We start from the raw sequence: 14,516 nt of genomic DNA, 5'->3' as shown, positions 1-14,516 counted from the left end.
CCGGAGCCGGGACGCCGAGGGCCCGGCAGGTCTCGCCTGCCGGGCCCTCGGTGCTCGTGGTCGAGGCGTCAGCTCGTCGCGCGTCGACGTGCCACGACGAGGATCGTCGCGCCCCCGGCGAGCAGCAGCGCGGCCACCACGCCCAGCACGACGACCGACGTGCCCGTCGTGGCGAGGCCGCTCTCGGGCGTGTCGTCGCCCTCGGCGGACGCAGGGGTCGCGTCAGGGCTGGCCGCCGGGGTCTCGGCGGCCGGGGTCGCCTCCACCGTGGGCTCGCCCGGCTCCTCCGTGGACGGGGTCTCCTCGGTCGTCGGCGGCGTGGTCACGCCCTCGCCCGGGTTCGGGCCCTCCGGCGACGGCTCGGGCTTGGGCTCCTCGACGAACGGCGTCGACTCGCACGGGCCGGCGAACGGGTAGTTGTGGTGCTCGATCCCGGCGCCACCGGTGTAGGAGACGGCGCCGTTCGACAGGATGCGCCCGTTGGTCGAGGTCGCGACGGTGAGGGTCGCGTCCGTGCGCGGGACGACGACGGTCCCGGGGAACTGGTCGTTCGTGCCGAGCGTCACCCGGGTCGCGTCCGGGAAGCTCCACAGGAAGTGCGCCGACAGGTGCTGCGCGGCCTGGTAGACGCGCACGCCGCCGTACTCGACGTGCTCCAGCCGCGACACGTCCACGGAGGCGCCGGTGACGGTGAGGAGCACCGGACCGGTCCCGGTGACGTACAGCGTGGTCAGGGTGGAGGCCTGGTCGGCCGTGAGCGTGTACCGCGCCCCGGCCTCGACCGTCAGCACCCCGGCCTCGGGCGCGGCGGCGACGGCGCCGTCGGCGGCGTCGGCCGCGAGGCCCGTGACGAGCCCGGGGAGCGCGACGTAGGGACGCAGCGCGGCGTCGCGGCCGACGCCCTGCGTGACCGTGCCCGGACGGCCGGGCGCGTTGCGGCTCTCGGTGCTCGGGGTCGCGCCGGTGATCTTCCCGCCGACGACGACGTTGCCCCCGCTCGAGGCGTGGAAGCCGACCTGGGTGTTCGTCGCGGTCGCGAGGTCGCCGCCGACGACGAGCATGTCGGTCCCGCCGGCCGGGGTGATCGCCGAGCCGCCGCCCCCTGCGGTCCCGACGTTGAGGCTCCCGGCCCCGGAGAGGTCGGCGTCCCCGCCCACGACGACGCGACCCTCGAGCTCGGTCGCGGTCGTGACGGTGAGCCCGCCGCCCGCCCAGATGCCGACGCCCGCGTCCTCCACGGCGGTGAGCTCGTAGACGTCGACCGGTCGCGTGGACGGATCCGCGGTGCAGACGTCGTCGGCGGTGACCTCCGGCGTGGTGGCCAGCGGCGCGGCGGTCGCCGGCGCGGCGAGGCCGACGGTCGTCAGGGCGAGGGCGGTGAGTGCGAGCAGGGGGATTCCGCGGGGGCGCGCGGGGTGAAGGCGCATGGTGTCGGCTCCAGGTCGAGGGTTCGCTAGCGGCGCTGACTTACTGCGGACGGACTCCGTCGCCCGTGATCCGTGGTGTCGTGCTGCTCCACGGGCGTCGGGGAGCGCGGCAGGGTCGAGGCGACCCTAGAGGTTGCGAATGACACCTTCCAAATTACGTCGGGGTGATTTCCCGGAACGACTCCTCCAGGGGGCGCCGACCGCGCACGGAGGGGTCCGTGTGGGTGGGTCGACGTACCGTGGAGGCATGCGTCCCGTGACCGATCTCCAGCGTGCGACCACCCCGTTCGAGGTCATCTCCGAGTACCAGCCGTCGGGCGACCAGCCCACGGCGATCGCGGACCTCTCCCAGCGCATCCGTGCGGGGGAGAAGGACGTCGTGCTCCTCGGTGCTACCGGCACCGGCAAGTCGGCCACGACGGCGTGGCTCATCGAGGAGCTGCAGCGCCCGACGCTCGTCATGGCCCCCAACAAGACGCTTGCCGCGCAGCTCGCCACGGAGTTCCGCGAGCTGCTGCCGAACAACGCGGTCGAGTACTTCGTCTCCTACTACGACTACTACCAGCCCGAGGCGTACATCGCGCAGACGGACACCTACATCGAGAAGGACTCGTCCATCAACGACGAGGTGGAGCGGCTGCGGCACTCCGCGACCAGCTCGCTGCTCACCCGGCGGGACGTCGTCGTGGTCGCCTCCGTGTCGTGCATCTACGGTCTCGGCACGCCGCAGGAGTACGTCGACCGCATGGTCCGGCTCGACGTCGGCATGCAGGTCGAGCGCGACGACCTGCTGCGGCAGTTCGTGACCATGCAGTACACGCGCAACGACATGGCGTTCACGCGCGGCACGTTCCGCGTGCGCGGGGACACGGTCGAGATCATCCCGGTGTACGAGGAGCTCGCGGTCCGCATCGAGTTCTTCGGCGACGAGATCGAGAGCATCCAGACCCTGCACCCGCTCACGGGCGACGTGATCCGGTCCGAGCCGAGCATCCACGTGTTCCCGGCGACGCACTACGTCGCGGGGCCGGAGCGCATGGAGCGCGCGATTTCCTCGATCGAGGCCGAGCTCGCCGATCGGCTCGACGAGCTCGAGCGGCAGAACAAGCTGCTCGAGGCACAGCGGCTGCGCATGCGCACCACGTACGACATCGAGATGATGCGCCAGATCGGCACCGCGTCCGGGATCGAGAACTACTCGCGGCACATCGACGGCCGCGAGGCGGGGTCGGCGCCGAACACGCTGCTCGACTACTTCCCAGAGGACTTCCTCCTGGTCATCGACGAGTCGCACGTGACCGTGCCGCAGATCGGCGCGATGTTCGAGGGCGACATGTCGCGCAAGCGCAGCCTCGTCGACCACGGGTTCCGCCTGCCGAGCGCGATGGACAACCGGCCCCTGCGCTGGGAGGAGTTCGTCGAGCGGATCGGCCAGACCGTGTACCTGTCGGCGACCCCCGGCGACTACGAGCTCTCGATGGCGGACGGCGTCGTCGAGCAGATCATCCGCCCGACGGGCCTCGTCGACCCCGAGGTGCTCGTCAAGCCCACCACGGGGCAGATCGACGACCTGCTGCACGAGATCCGCGAGCGCGTCGAGCGGAACGAGCGGGTCCTCGTCACGACGCTCACCAAGAAGATGGCGGAGGACCTCACCGACTACCTGCTCGAGAAGGACGTGCGGGTGCGGTACCTGCACTCCGAGGTCGACACGCTGCGGCGCGTCGAGCTGCTGCGCGAGCTGCGCCTCGGCGAGTACGACGTCCTCGTCGGGATCAACCTCCTGCGCGAGGGCCTCGACCTGCCCGAGGTGTCGCTCGTCGCGATCCTCGACGCCGACAAGGAGGGTTTCCTGCGGTCGCCCAAGTCGCTCATCCAGACGATCGGTCGCGCGGCCCGCAACGTCTCGGGCCAGGTGCACATGTACGCGGACAAGATCACGCCGGCGATGGCCGCGGCGATCGAGGAGACCGAGCGTCGTCGCGAGCGGCAGATCGCGTACAACACGGAGCACGGGGTCGACCCGACCCCGCTGCGCAAGCGGATCTCCGACGTGACGGACATGCTCGCGCGCGAGGACGTCGACACGGCCGAGCTGCTGGCGGGCGGGTACCGGCAGCCGGGCAAGGGCGCGAAGGGCAAGGCGCCGGTGCCGGGCGGGCCCAAGGAGGGTGCGTCGTCGGGCAACCGGCTCGCCGGCGCGGCGGCGAGCGACCTCGCCGAGCTCATCCAGGAGCTGAGCGACCAGATGCACGCGGCCGCGGGCGAGCTGCAGTTCGAGCTCGCCGCCCGGCTGCGCGACGAGATCTCGGGGCTCAAGAAGGAGCTGCGGCAGATGCAGGCCGCGACCGCCTGAGCGGCGTCCGTCCCGGCCCCCCGACGCACCGCTCACGCGCGCCCGAGGAACAGTCCGCGGTGGCGTGGTGTTGTCACGTCAGGAGGAGCGATGGCCTATGCTGGCTCCTCGTTGAAGGGGAGTATTCCTCCGCGGTGATGTCGTCATCACGGCCGGCGCAGTCGTCGGCCCGGTGTCACCGGTCCCGCAACCACCAGCCCGCGTCTCGTGCGGGTGCGGGTGGCGGTGCGTGGCGGAAGAGACCTTCGGTACACAGTGCTCCCCACGTACCGGAGGAATCTTCATGGATGTGCCCGTCTGGGTCTGGCTCGTCACCGTCGGCGTGATCCTCGCGATGCTCGCCGTCGACTACGTCGGGCACGTGCGCACGCCCCACGCCCCGAGCCTGCGCGAGGCCACCTGGTGGTCCGCGGGCTACGTCGCCGTCGCGGTGGCCTTCGGCGGCATCGTCTGGGCCGTCTGGGGCTCGACGTACGGCGGGGAGTACTTCGCCGGCTACATCACCGAGAAGAGCCTGTCGGTCGACAACCTCTTCGTGTTCGTCCTCATCATGACGAGCTTCCGCGTCCCGCGGCTCTACCAGCAGAAGGTGCTGCTCATCGGCATCACGATCGCGCTGGTCCTGCGGACGATCTTCATCTTCCTCGGCGCGGCCCTCATCGAGAACTTCAGCTGGGTCTTCTACGTCTTCGGCGCGTTCCTGCTCTACACCGCGTGGACGCAGGTCAAGGCGGGCTCGGGCCACGACGAGGAGTTCCACGAGAACGGCGCGCTGAAGCTGACCCGCCGCCTGTTCCCGACGACGGAGACGTACGTCGAGGACAAGATGACGACGAAGATCGACGGGAAGCGCTACATCACCCCGATGCTCATCGTGATGATCGCGATCGGCAGCGCGGACCTGCTCTTCGCGGTCGACTCGATCCCCGCGATCTTCGGCCTCACGCAGGAGACCTTCCTCGTGTTCGCCGCCAACGCGTTCTCCCTGCTCGGCCTGCGCCAGCTCTACTTCCTCATCGACGGCCTCCTCGACCGCCTCGTCTACCTCGCGTACGGCCTCGCGGCGATCCTCGGCTTCATCGGCGTCAAGCTGCTCATCCACGCGCTGCACAAGAACGAGGTGCCGTTCATCAACGGCGGTGAGCATGTCACCGCCGTCCCGGAGATCTCGACGGCGCTGTCGCTCGGGTTCATCGTCGTCGTGCTCACGATCACCACGGTCGCGAGCCTCGCCAAGGACCGCGCCGACCGTCGGCGCTCCGTCGAGAGCTCGGAGGGCTCACGCTGATGGTTCACGAGCTTCCCGTCTGGTTCGAGTGGGCGTCGCTGTCGGCGCTCGCGGTGCTGCTCCTCGTCGACCTGTTCGTCGTGGGGCGCCGCCCGCACGTCCCCTCGATGCGCGAGAGCGCGCTGTGGGTCGGCTTCTACGTCGCGCTCGCCCTCGTGTTCGGGGCGATCGTCGGCGCGGTGGGCGGGGCGGCACCGGCCGGGGAGTTCTACGCGGGGTGGCTCACGGAGTACAGCCTTTCCGTGGACAACCTCTTCGTGTTCGTCATCATCATGGCGAGGTTCGCGGTCCCGCGGGACCAGCAGCAGCGCGTGCTGATGGTCGGCATCATCGTCGCGCTCGTCCTGCGCGGGGCGTTCATCCTCGCGGGCGCGGCGATCATCGCCCAGTTCGTGTGGGTGTTCTACCTGTTCGGCGCCTTCCTCATCTACACGGCCGTCAAGCTCGTGGCCGGCGGGGACGAGCCCGAGGAGTACCACGAGAACCGCGCGGTGCGGGCGCTCCGGCGGGTCCTGCCGCTGGGCACGCAGTACGACGGCGGCCGGCTGCGCACGGTCGAGGACGGCAAGCGGGTCTTCACGCCGCTCGTCATCGTGTTCCTCGCGATCGGCAGCACCGACCTGCTCTTCGCGTTCGACTCGATCCCTGCGATCTTCGGGCTCACCCAGGACCCGTTCATCGTCTTCACGACGAACGTCTTCGCGCTCATGGGGCTGCGCCAGCTCTACTTCCTCCTGGGCGGCCTGCTCGAGCGGCTGGTCTACCTGCCGATCGGTCTCGCGGTGATCCTCGGGTTCATCGGCGTGAAGCTGATCCTCGAGGCGCTGCACGAGAACACGCTGCCGTTCATCAACGGCGGCGAGCACCTCGACGCCGTCCCGACGGTCCCGATCTGGCTGTCGCTCGTGGTGATCATCGGTGCGCTCGCCGTCACTACCGTCGCGAGCCTGCTGCGCACGCGGGCGTTGCATACCCAGGACGGCTCGTCCGCCGCGGCCCCCGAGCGCGGCGTCGCCGGTCCCGTCGAGGACGCGGCCGAGTCGCCGGCCGACGCGTCGACGGAGGAGGTCGCGCCGGCCGCCGAGACGCCGCCGTGGGGCACCGGTCCGCAGGACGGCGTCGGGCGGTAGCGTGCCCGGCGAGCCGCGGGACGCGACGGTGCCCGGACGGTCCGGCGCGTCCCGCGCCTCCCGCCTGGCCGCGCACGCAGCGGTCGCCACCGCGCTGTCGCTGCGCAGCGACAGCGAGCTGCGCGAGCTCGTGGACGCCGCCCCGCGGGTCGGTGCCGGCATCGGCGGGGAGACGGCGCTGCTCGACGTCGACGGCACGCCCGTGTTCGTCAAGCGCGTGCGTCTGACCGACCTCGAGCGGCAGCCGGACGACGTCCGTTCCACGGCGAACCTGTTCGACCTCCCGACCTTCTGCCACTACGGCGTCGGCGTGATCGGCTCCGCGGGCTTCGGCGCCTGGCGCGAGCTGGCCGCGCACGTCATGACGACGGGCTGGGTGATCGCGGGGGACCACGAGGGCTTTCCCCTGATGCACCACTGGCGGGTGCTCCCCGACGCGCGCCGGCCGCTGCCCGACGAGCTGGCCGACGTCGAGCGCGCCGTCGCCTACTGGGGCGGCGGCACGGCGGTGCGTCGCCGGATCGAGGCCCTCCAGGAGTCCTCGGCGAGCATCGTGCTGTTCCTGGAGTACGTCCCGCAGACGCTGCACGACTGGCTCGGCGTCCAGGTCGAGGCGGGTGGCGAGGCCGCCGAGCGGGCCTGCGCGTTCGTGGAGGAGGAGCTGAGCACGGGGATCTCCTTCATGAGGTCGCGGGGCCTGCTGCACCTCGACACGCACTTCGAGAACGTCCTGACCGACGGCGAGCGGCTCTACCTCGCCGACTTCGGTCTCGCGATCTCGTCCCGCTTCGACCTCTCGCCCGACGAGGTCGACTTCGTCGCCGCGCACCAGGACTACGACGACTGCTACAGCGTCACGCACCTGGTGAGCTGGTTGGCCGTCGCGCTGTTCGGGTGCGGGCCCGAGGAGCGCGCGGCACTCGTGCGCTCCTGGGCCGACGGTGCCCCGGTGACAGGGGCGCCGCCGGCGGTCGCGGCAGCGCTGGCCCGGTACGCTCCGGTCGCGGCGGTCGTCGGGGACTTCTACCGCGCGTTCCAGCGGGAGAGCCGGTCGACGCCCTACCCGTGGGAGGCGATCCGCCGGCTCCGCACCCGCCCGCCCGTACCCGGCCCCGCCGGGTGAGACGCCGGGGAGGGCGGAGCGTCCTCGGGCGCGCGCGCCGGGCCCGGGGCGGTGCCCGTCAGACGCGGTCGGCCCAGTCGCCGATGATGGGGGCCCACGGGCGCACCGTGCGCTCGGCGACGAGCCCCGCACGCCCGAACGGGTCCTCGTCGAGGACCGCGGCGACGGCGTCGGGCGTCTCCCCGTCCAGGACCAGCAGGGCCCCGGCCGGCGCGCCCTCGTGCGCGGGCAGCGGGCCGGACGCCAGGAGCGTGCCCCGGGCATGGAGCGTGCCCAGGAACGCGCGGTGCTCCGGGCGCAGGGCGTCGAGCTCGGGGGCGCGGTCGGCGTAGACGTAGGTGACGGCGTGGATCGGCATGGCGCCAGTGAACCAGGCCGACCCCACGACGCGCGGTCGGGTCCGCGCCTCGGTCGTCGTCGCGGCGTCCGGGCCGCGCGGCCGGGTTCCGCTACCAGCCGCGCTCGCGCCACGCGTCGAGGTGCGGTCGCTCGGCGCCGAGGGTCGTGTCCGCGCCGTGGCCGGGGTAGACCCATGTCGCGTCGTCGTACCGGTCGAAGACGCGCTCCGTGACGTCCGCGAGGAGCCGCTCGAAGCGCTCCGGGTCGCGCCCGGTGCTCCCGACGCCGCCCGGGAACAGCGAGTCGCCCGTGAACAGGTGAACCCGGCCCGCCACGGCCTCCGGCTCGTGCACCTCGGTGGGCTCGCGGTACGCGAGCGCGACCGACCCCGGGGTATGGCCCCGCAGCGCGACGACGTCGAGCACGACGTCCCCGGCACGGACGACGTCCCCGTGGCGGAGGCGCCGCACGACGTGCACGCCGGCGGCCGCCGCGACGGCGTCGGCGTCGGGAGCCCCGACGGCCGTCGCGGCCCCCGTGACCGCGACGATCGACGCGAGGGCGCGCAGGTGGTCCAGATGGCGGTGCGTCGTGACGACGACGTCGAGGCGCGCGGTCGGCGACCCCTCGCGGACGAGCGCGAGGACGTCGTCGGGCGCGTCCGCCGCGTCGATGAGGACCTGGGCGCCCGTGCGTCGGCACGTGAGGAGGTAGACGTCGTTGGCGAGCGGCCCGACGGCGAGCTTGCGGACCTCGACCTCGTCGAGGCGGCGCACGTCGCCGCGCCCGCCCACGACGACCTGTCCGGTGTACGTCATGCGGTCAGTCTGCCTCGCCCGGCGACCGCGGGTGGGGCCGCGGTGAGCGTTCGCCGCAGGACGCGCGAAGGTGACGTCGAACACCTGTGCGAATGTGGGTGGTCGGTCGTACGATGCTGCGGTGAGCAATCGCCTCGTCATCTCCGGTGCCCGCGAGCACAACCTCCGCAACGTCGACCTCGACCTCCCGCGGGACAAGCTCATCGTCTTCACGGGACTCTCCGGCTCGGGCAAGTCGTCGCTCGCGTTCGACACCATCTTCGCGGAGGGGCAGCGCCGCTACGTCGAGTCGCTGTCCGCGTACGCGCGCCAGTTCCTCGGGCAGATGGACAAGCCCGACGTCGACTTCATCGAGGGCCTGTCGCCCGCGGTGTCGATCGACCAGAAGTCCACGAACCGCAACCCGCGCTCGACCGTCGGCACCATCACCGAGGTCTACGACTACCTCCGCCTGCTCTTCTCGCGCGCCGGGACGCAGCACTGCCCCGTGTGCGGCGAGCGCGTGACCGCGCAGACCCCGCAGCAGATCGTCGACCGCCTCCTGGAGCTGCCGGAGGGCACGCGGTACCAGGTGCTCGCGCCGGTCGTGCGCGGGCGCAAGGGCGAGTACTCCGAGCTCTTCAAGGAGCTGCAGACCAAGGGCTTCGCCCGCGCCCGCGTCGACGGCGAGGTGCGCACGCTCACCGACGTCCCGGCGCTCGAGAAGAAGCTCAAGCACGACATCGAGGTCGTCGTCGACCGCCTCGTGGCACGCGAGGGCGTGCAGCGCCGGCTCACCGACTCGGTCGAGACCGCGCTCGGGCTGGCGGGCGGACTCGTCGTCATCGAGCTCGTGGACGCCGACGTGGACGACCCGGCGCGCGAGCGCCGCTTCTCCGAGAAGCGCGCGTGCCCCAACGACCACGAGCTCGCGCTGGACGAGATCGAGCCGCGCACGTTCTCCTTCAACGCGCCCTACGGCGCGTGCCCCGAGTGCACCGGCATCGGCTTCCGCCTCGAGGTCGACCCCGACCTCGTGGTGCCGGACGTCGAGAAGTCGCTGGGCGAGGGCGCGGTCGCGCCGTGGGCGCAGATCTCCTCGGAGTACTTCGAGCGGGTGCTCACGGCGCTCGCGGACGACCTCGGGTTCTCCATGGACACGCCGTGGCGGGCGCTGCCCGAGCGTGCGAAGAAGGCGGTCCTGCACGGGCAGAACCACCAGGTGCACGTGCGGTACAAGAACCGCTGGGGCCGCGAGCGGCAGTACTCGACCGGGTTCGAGGGCGTCATCACGTTCCTCGAGCGCCGGCACACGGAGACCGAGTCGGACTGGTCCAAGGAGAAGTACGAGGCCTTCATGCGCGAGGTCCCGTGCCCCGTGTGCCAGGGCGCGCGCCTCAAGCCCGAGGTCCTCGCGGTCAAGGTCGGGGGCAGGTCGATCTGGGACGTGTGCCGTCTCCCGCTGCGCGAGGCCGCGGCGTTCCTCGGGACGCTCGAGCTGGGCGCGCGCGAGCGCGCGATCGCGACGGAGGTCCTCAAGGAGATCGACGCGCGCCTCGGGTTCCTGCTCGACGTCGGTCTCGACTACCTCTCGCTCGAGCGCCCGGCGGCGACGCTGTCCGGCGGCGAGGCGCAGCGCATCCGGCTCGCGACGCAGATCGGCTCCGGCCTCGTGGGCGTCCTCTACGTCCTCGACGAGCCGAGCATCGGCCTGCACCAGCGCGACAACCGTCGCCTCATCGAGACGCTCACGCGCCTGCGCGACCTCGGGAACACGCTCATCGTCGTCGAGCACGACGAGGACACCATCCGGACCGCGGACTGGGTCGTCGACATCGGCCCGGGTGCGGGCGAGCACGGCGGGCGCGTCGTCCACTCCGGCGACTACGCCGGTCTGCTGGAGGCGCCCGAGTCGGTCACGGGCGCCTACCTCGCGGGCCGTCGCAGCATCCCGCTCCCGGCCGAGCGCCGCCCGACCGACCCGGGCCGTCAGGTCAAGGTCGTCGGCGCGCGCGAGCACAACCTCACGGGCATCGACGTGAGCTTCCCGCTCGGCACGCTCACCGCCGTGACCGGGGTGTCGGGGTCCGGCAAGTCGACCCTGGTGAACTCCATCCTCTACACGGTCCTCGCCAACGAGCTCAACGGCGCTCGCCAGGTCGCGGGGCGGCACACGCGCGTCACGGGCCTGGACCACCTCGACAAGGTCGTGCACGTCGACCAGGGGCCGATTGGGCGCACGCCGCGGTCGAACCCGGCGACGTACACCGGCGTGTGGGACCACGTGCGCAAGCTCTTCGCGGAGACCACCGAGGCCAAGGTGCGCGGGTACACGCCGGGCCGCTTCTCGTTCAACGTCAAGGGCGGCCGCTGCGAGGCGTGCTCGGGCGACGGCACCCTGAAGATCGAGATGAACTTCCTCCCGGACGTCTACGTGCCGTGCGAGGTGTGCCACGGCGCGCGATACAACCGCGAGACGCTCGAGGTGCACTTCAAGGGCAAGACCGTGGCCGACGTCCTCGACATGCCGATCGAGGAGGCGTCGGAGTTCTTCGCGGCCGTCCCGGCGATCTCGCGGCACCTCAAGACGCTCGTCGAGGTCGGCCTCGGGTACGTCCGCCTCGGGCAGCCTGCCCCGACGCTGTCGGGTGGCGAGGCGCAGCGCGTGAAGCTCGCGAGCGAGCTGCAGAAGCGCTCGACCGGGCGCACGATCTACGTGCTCGACGAGCCGACGACGGGCCTGCACTTCGAGGACATCCGCAAGCTGCTCGGCGTGCTGCAGTCGCTCGTCGACAAGGGCAACAGCGTCCTCGTGATCGAGCACAACCTCGACGTCATCAAGAGCGCCGACTGGGTCGTCGACATGGGACCCGAGGGCGGTTCGGGGGGCGGCAAGGTCGTGGCGCAGGGCACGCCCGAGCAGGTCGCACGCGTCGAGGCGAGCCACACCGGCCGCTTCCTCGCGGAGATCCTCGACCAGCACGACCCCGTGCCGGTCGGTGCGCCGACGAAGCCCGGCGCGGCGCAGGCGCCCGCGGCGAAGGGAGCCAAGGGCCGCTCGGCCAAGGCTCGCCGGGCGACCGACGAGGGCACGACCCGCCCCCGCCGCAAGGCCTCCGCGGCCTAGCCGGTGCCCGACGCGGGTGCGCCGGTACGCCGTCCGGTCGTGACCCCGCGGCGACGCGTCCTCGGCGCGCCGCCGCGGGCGTCGACGACGGCGGGCGGGGTGCTCAGGCGGCGGCCCGTCGCGCGGGCGCCGGCTCGACGAGCACGCGGAAGTTCACCGAGCGCGCGATGAAGCAGTGGTCGTGCGCGCGCTGGTGGAGCGCGGCCAGCGCCTCCTCGTCGGTCCCCGGGCCGTCGTCGACCACGACGCGGGGGTGCAGCGTGACGTCCGTGAACTGCCCCTCGCCGCCGGACTCGACGCGCATGGTGCCGGTGACGTCGTCCACGTACTCCCGCACGACGACACCCGCCGCCGCGGCGAGGTGGAGGAACCACAGCATGTGGCACTGCGAGAGGCTCACGACGAACAGCTCCTCAGGGCTGTAGCGCGTCGGGTCGCCCCGGAACGCCGGGTCCGCGGACCCGGGCAGCGGCGGCCTCCCCTCGAGGAGCACGTCGTGGTCCCTGCCGTAGGCCGTGTAGGAGGCGGTGCCCCTGTCGCCCGCGCCCGTCCAGCGGACCGTGGCGGCGTACCCGTGCTGTGCACTCATGGCCGCCACCCTAGCGGGCGGTGGTGCAGGTCACACCACGTCTTTGCCGGCGTTGCGGCGGCCGCCGCACGTCCCCCGCCACCGCACCGTCGGTGGCCTCGCCTAGGCTGGAGAACATGGCTGATCCCGCGACGTACCGCCCGGCGCCGGGGGAGATCCCCACCTCGCCGGGCGTCTACCGGTTCCGCGACGACCACGGGCGCGTGATCTACGTCGGCAAGGCCAAGAACCTGCGTGCACGCCTGTCGAACTACTTCCAGGACGTCGCGAACCTGCACCACCGCACGCAGACGATGGTGACGACCGCGGCGTCCGTCGAGTGGACCGTCGTCGGCACCGAGGTCGAGGCCCTCGCGCTCGAGTACTCCTGGATCAAGGAGTTCGACCCGCGGTTCAACGTCAAGTACCGCGACGACAAGTCCTACCCCTACCTCGCCGTGACGATGGGGGAGGAGTTCCCCCGCGCCCAGGTCATGCGCGGCGCCAAGCGGCCCGGCACCCGGTACTTCGGCCCCTACGGGCACGCGTGGGCGATCCGCGAGACGCTCGACCTCCTGCTCCGCGTCTTCCCGGTGCGCACGTGCTCGGCGGGCGTGTTCAAGCGGGCCCACCAGACGGGCCGCCCGTGCCTCCTGGGGTACATCGACAAGTGCTCGGCGCCGTGCGTCGGGCGCATCACGCCCGAGGACCACCGGGCGCTCGCCGAGGACTTCTGCGACTTCATGGCGGGCGACACGCAGCGCTTCGTGCGCCGCCTCGAGCGCAAGATGAACGAGGCCGCCGCCGCGATGGAGTACGAGGCCGCGGCGCGCCTGCGCGACGACATCGTCGCGCTCCAGCGCGCGACCGAGAAGAACGCGGTGGTGCTCGGCGACGGCACCGACGCCGACGTGTTCGCGCTCGTCGGCGACGAGCTCGAGGCGGCCGTCCAGGTGTTCCACGTGCGCGGCGGGCGGATCCGCGGCCAGCGCGGCTGGATCGTCGAGAAGGTCGAGGACGTGACCGACGCGGAGCTGGTCGAGCACCTGCTCCAGCAGGTCTACGGCGCGGCCGAGGAGGCCGCGGCGGCCGACCCGGGGACCGGCCAGGGCCGGGCCGGCGCGCGCGACGTCGTCCCGCGCGAGGTGCTCGTCCCCGTCCTGCCGCCCGACACCGCGCAGGTCACGACGTGGCTCTCCGGCCTGCGGGGCGCGCGCGTCGACGTCCGCGTGCCGCAGCGCGGCGACAAGAAGGAGCTCGCCGCCACCGTGCGCGCGAACGCGGAGCACGCCCTCGCCCTGCACCGCACGCGCCGCGCGGGCGACCTCACGACGCGCAGTCAGGCGCTGCGCGAGATCCAGGAGGCGCTCGACCTCGACACCGCCCCGCTGCGGATCGAGTGCTACGACGTCTCGCACAACCAGGGCACGTACCAGGTCGCGTCGATGGTCGTGTTCGAGGACGGCCTCGCGCGCAAGAGCGAGTACCGCCACTTCACCGTGCGCGGGCCCGACGGCGACGGGGCCGCGGACGACACCGCGGCGATGTACGAGGTCATCACGCGCCGGTTCAAGCGCTACCTGTCCGACCGCTCGCGCTCGGGCGAGGTGGAGCTGGACCTCGAGGCCGACGACGTCGCGACCGGGTCCGACGCCGCGGGCCGTCGCGCGGAGCGGGCCGCGGAGGCCGCGGGGTACGTGCCGCGCAGCGGCGAGGTCGACGCCGACGCCCCCGTGGACAAGCGGGCGCGGTTCGCCTACCCGCCGAACCTGGTCGTGGTCGACGGCGGCCCCCCGCAGGTCGCGGCCGCCGCCCGGGCGCTGGCCGACCTGGGGATCGACGACGTCGCGCTGTGCGGCCTCGCCAAGCGCCTCGAGGAGGTGTGGGTCCCGGGGGAGGACTACCCCGTGATCCTCCAGCGCTCGTCGGAAGGGCTCTACCTGCTGCAGCGCGTGCGCGACGAGGCGCACCGGTTCGCCATCGCCCAGCACCGCAGGCAGCGCAGCAAGGGCATGACGGCCTCCGCGCTCGACGACGTCCCCGGCCTGGGGCCGGCACGGCGCACCGCGCTCCTCAAGCACTTCGGCTCGCTCAAGCGCCTGCGGGCGGCGAGCGCCGAGGAGATCGCGACCGTGCGGGGCATGGGCGAGCGCACGGCGCGCGCCGTCGTCGCCGCCCTGGGCGGAGCCGCGGAGCCGTCCCCGGGCGCGGCCCCCGCGGAGCGGTCGCCCGCCGAGGGCGACGTGCGCCCGGACCCCGTGCAGGACGCCGTGCGCGACGGCGTGGAGGACGACGTGCAGGACGGCGCGCGGGACACTCCGGTGGGCGACGGGGCCGCGGCCCGGGCGTGAGCGGCTGGCA

The 14,516-nt window shown here is 72.5% G+C and carries 10 protein-coding genes; 6 read left to right on the top strand and 4 right to left on the bottom strand.

Annotation, left to right across the window (positions count from 1 at the left end; translation table 11 throughout):
* Positions 1 to 68: 68 nt before the first annotated feature.
* Positions 69 to 1,427: a choice-of-anchor A family protein gene (locus ACZ402_RS11285; protein ID WP_375823760.1), complete on the bottom strand. Its 1,359-nt coding sequence runs from the start codon at positions 1,425 to 1,427 to the stop codon at positions 69 to 71.
* 247 nt (positions 1,428 to 1,674) lie between these two features.
* Here ACZ402_RS11285 and uvrB point away from each other — a divergent pair, with 247 nt between their 5' ends.
* From uvrB to ACZ402_RS11265, 4 genes are all read left to right on the top strand, one after another.
* Positions 1,675 to 3,783 (top strand): excinuclease ABC subunit UvrB, encoded by a 2,109-nt coding sequence (gene uvrB / locus ACZ402_RS11280; RefSeq protein ID WP_375823759.1) that lies wholly within the window; start codon positions 1,675 to 1,677, stop codon positions 3,781 to 3,783.
* Positions 3,784 to 4,066: 283 nt separating this feature from the next.
* On the top strand, positions 4,067 to 5,071 hold the full coding sequence (locus ACZ402_RS11275) for a TerC family protein (protein WP_375823758.1): 1,005 nt from the start codon (positions 4,067 to 4,069) through the stop codon (positions 5,069 to 5,071).
* Positions 5,071 to 6,201: a TerC family protein gene (locus ACZ402_RS11270; protein ID WP_375823757.1), complete on the top strand. Its 1,131-nt coding sequence runs from the start codon at positions 5,071 to 5,073 to the stop codon at positions 6,199 to 6,201. The genes ACZ402_RS11275 and ACZ402_RS11270 overlap by 1 nt, the downstream gene beginning before the upstream one ends.
* A gap of 1 nt (position 6,202) precedes the next feature.
* Positions 6,203 to 7,324 carry a protein kinase domain-containing protein gene (locus tag ACZ402_RS11265; protein WP_375823756.1) on the top strand — a complete coding sequence of 374 codons (1,122 nt, stop codon included), beginning with the start codon at positions 6,203 to 6,205 and terminating at the stop codon, positions 7,322 to 7,324.
* Positions 7,325 to 7,382: 58 nt separating this feature from the next.
* Here the strand turns inward: ACZ402_RS11265 and ACZ402_RS11260 are convergent, their stop codons facing one another.
* Together ACZ402_RS11260 and ACZ402_RS11255 are read right to left on the bottom strand one after the other, a co-directional pair.
* Entirely contained in the window at positions 7,383 to 7,682 is a 300-nt protein-coding gene (locus tag ACZ402_RS11260; protein WP_375823755.1) for a YciI family protein, read from the bottom strand.
* Between the two features lie 91 nt (positions 7,683 to 7,773).
* A complete protein-coding gene (locus ACZ402_RS11255; RefSeq protein WP_375823754.1) occupies positions 7,774 to 8,481 on the bottom strand; it encodes an MBL fold metallo-hydrolase in 708 nt (235 codons plus the stop codon).
* A gap of 121 nt (positions 8,482 to 8,602) precedes the next feature.
* Here ACZ402_RS11255 and uvrA point away from each other — a divergent pair, with 121 nt between their 5' ends.
* Complete coding sequence (gene uvrA, locus ACZ402_RS11250; RefSeq protein WP_375823753.1) at positions 8,603 to 11,587, top strand: excinuclease ABC subunit UvrA; 2,985 nt, start codon at positions 8,603 to 8,605, stop codon at positions 11,585 to 11,587.
* Between the two features lie 103 nt (positions 11,588 to 11,690).
* Here the strand turns inward: uvrA and ACZ402_RS11245 are convergent, their stop codons facing one another.
* Entirely contained in the window at positions 11,691 to 12,176 is a 486-nt protein-coding gene (locus tag ACZ402_RS11245; protein ID WP_375823752.1) for an OsmC family protein, read from the bottom strand.
* A gap of 116 nt (positions 12,177 to 12,292) precedes the next feature.
* Here ACZ402_RS11245 and uvrC point away from each other — a divergent pair, with 116 nt between their 5' ends.
* Positions 12,293 to 14,506, top strand: a complete 2,214-nt coding sequence (uvrC, locus tag ACZ402_RS11240) for an excinuclease ABC subunit UvrC (protein ID WP_375823751.1) — start codon at positions 12,293 to 12,295, stop codon at positions 14,504 to 14,506.
* Positions 14,507 to 14,516 lie beyond the last annotated feature (10 nt).

The organism is Cellulosimicrobium sp. NPDC030954 (assembly GCF_055571305.1).
Note: the sequence above shows the minus strand (reverse complement) of the source record. Positions and strands in the feature narration are given on the sequence as shown.

Excerpts from the sequence above, each read along its gene's own strand:
- ACZ402_RS11285 (WP_375823760.1), bottom strand. The coding sequence starts at position 1,427 with ATGCGCCTTCACCCCGCGCGCCCCCGCGGAATCCCCCTGCTCGCACTC.
- uvrB (WP_375823759.1), top strand. The coding sequence starts at position 1,675 with ATGCGTCCCGTGACCGATCTCCAGCGTGCGACCACCCCGTTCGAGGTC.
- ACZ402_RS11275 (WP_375823758.1), top strand. The coding sequence starts at position 4,067 with ATGGATGTGCCCGTCTGGGTCTGGCTCGTCACCGTCGGCGTGATCCTC.
- ACZ402_RS11270 (WP_375823757.1), top strand. The coding sequence starts at position 5,071 with ATGGTTCACGAGCTTCCCGTCTGGTTCGAGTGGGCGTCGCTGTCGGCG.
- ACZ402_RS11260 (WP_375823755.1), bottom strand. The coding sequence starts at position 7,682 with ATGCCGATCCACGCCGTCACCTACGTCTACGCCGACCGCGCCCCCGAG.
- ACZ402_RS11255 (WP_375823754.1), bottom strand. The coding sequence starts at position 8,481 with ATGACGTACACCGGACAGGTCGTCGTGGGCGGGCGCGGCGACGTGCGC.
- ACZ402_RS11245 (WP_375823752.1), bottom strand. The coding sequence starts at position 12,176 with ATGAGTGCACAGCACGGGTACGCCGCCACGGTCCGCTGGACGGGCGCG.
- uvrC (WP_375823751.1), top strand. The coding sequence starts at position 12,293 with ATGGCTGATCCCGCGACGTACCGCCCGGCGCCGGGGGAGATCCCCACC.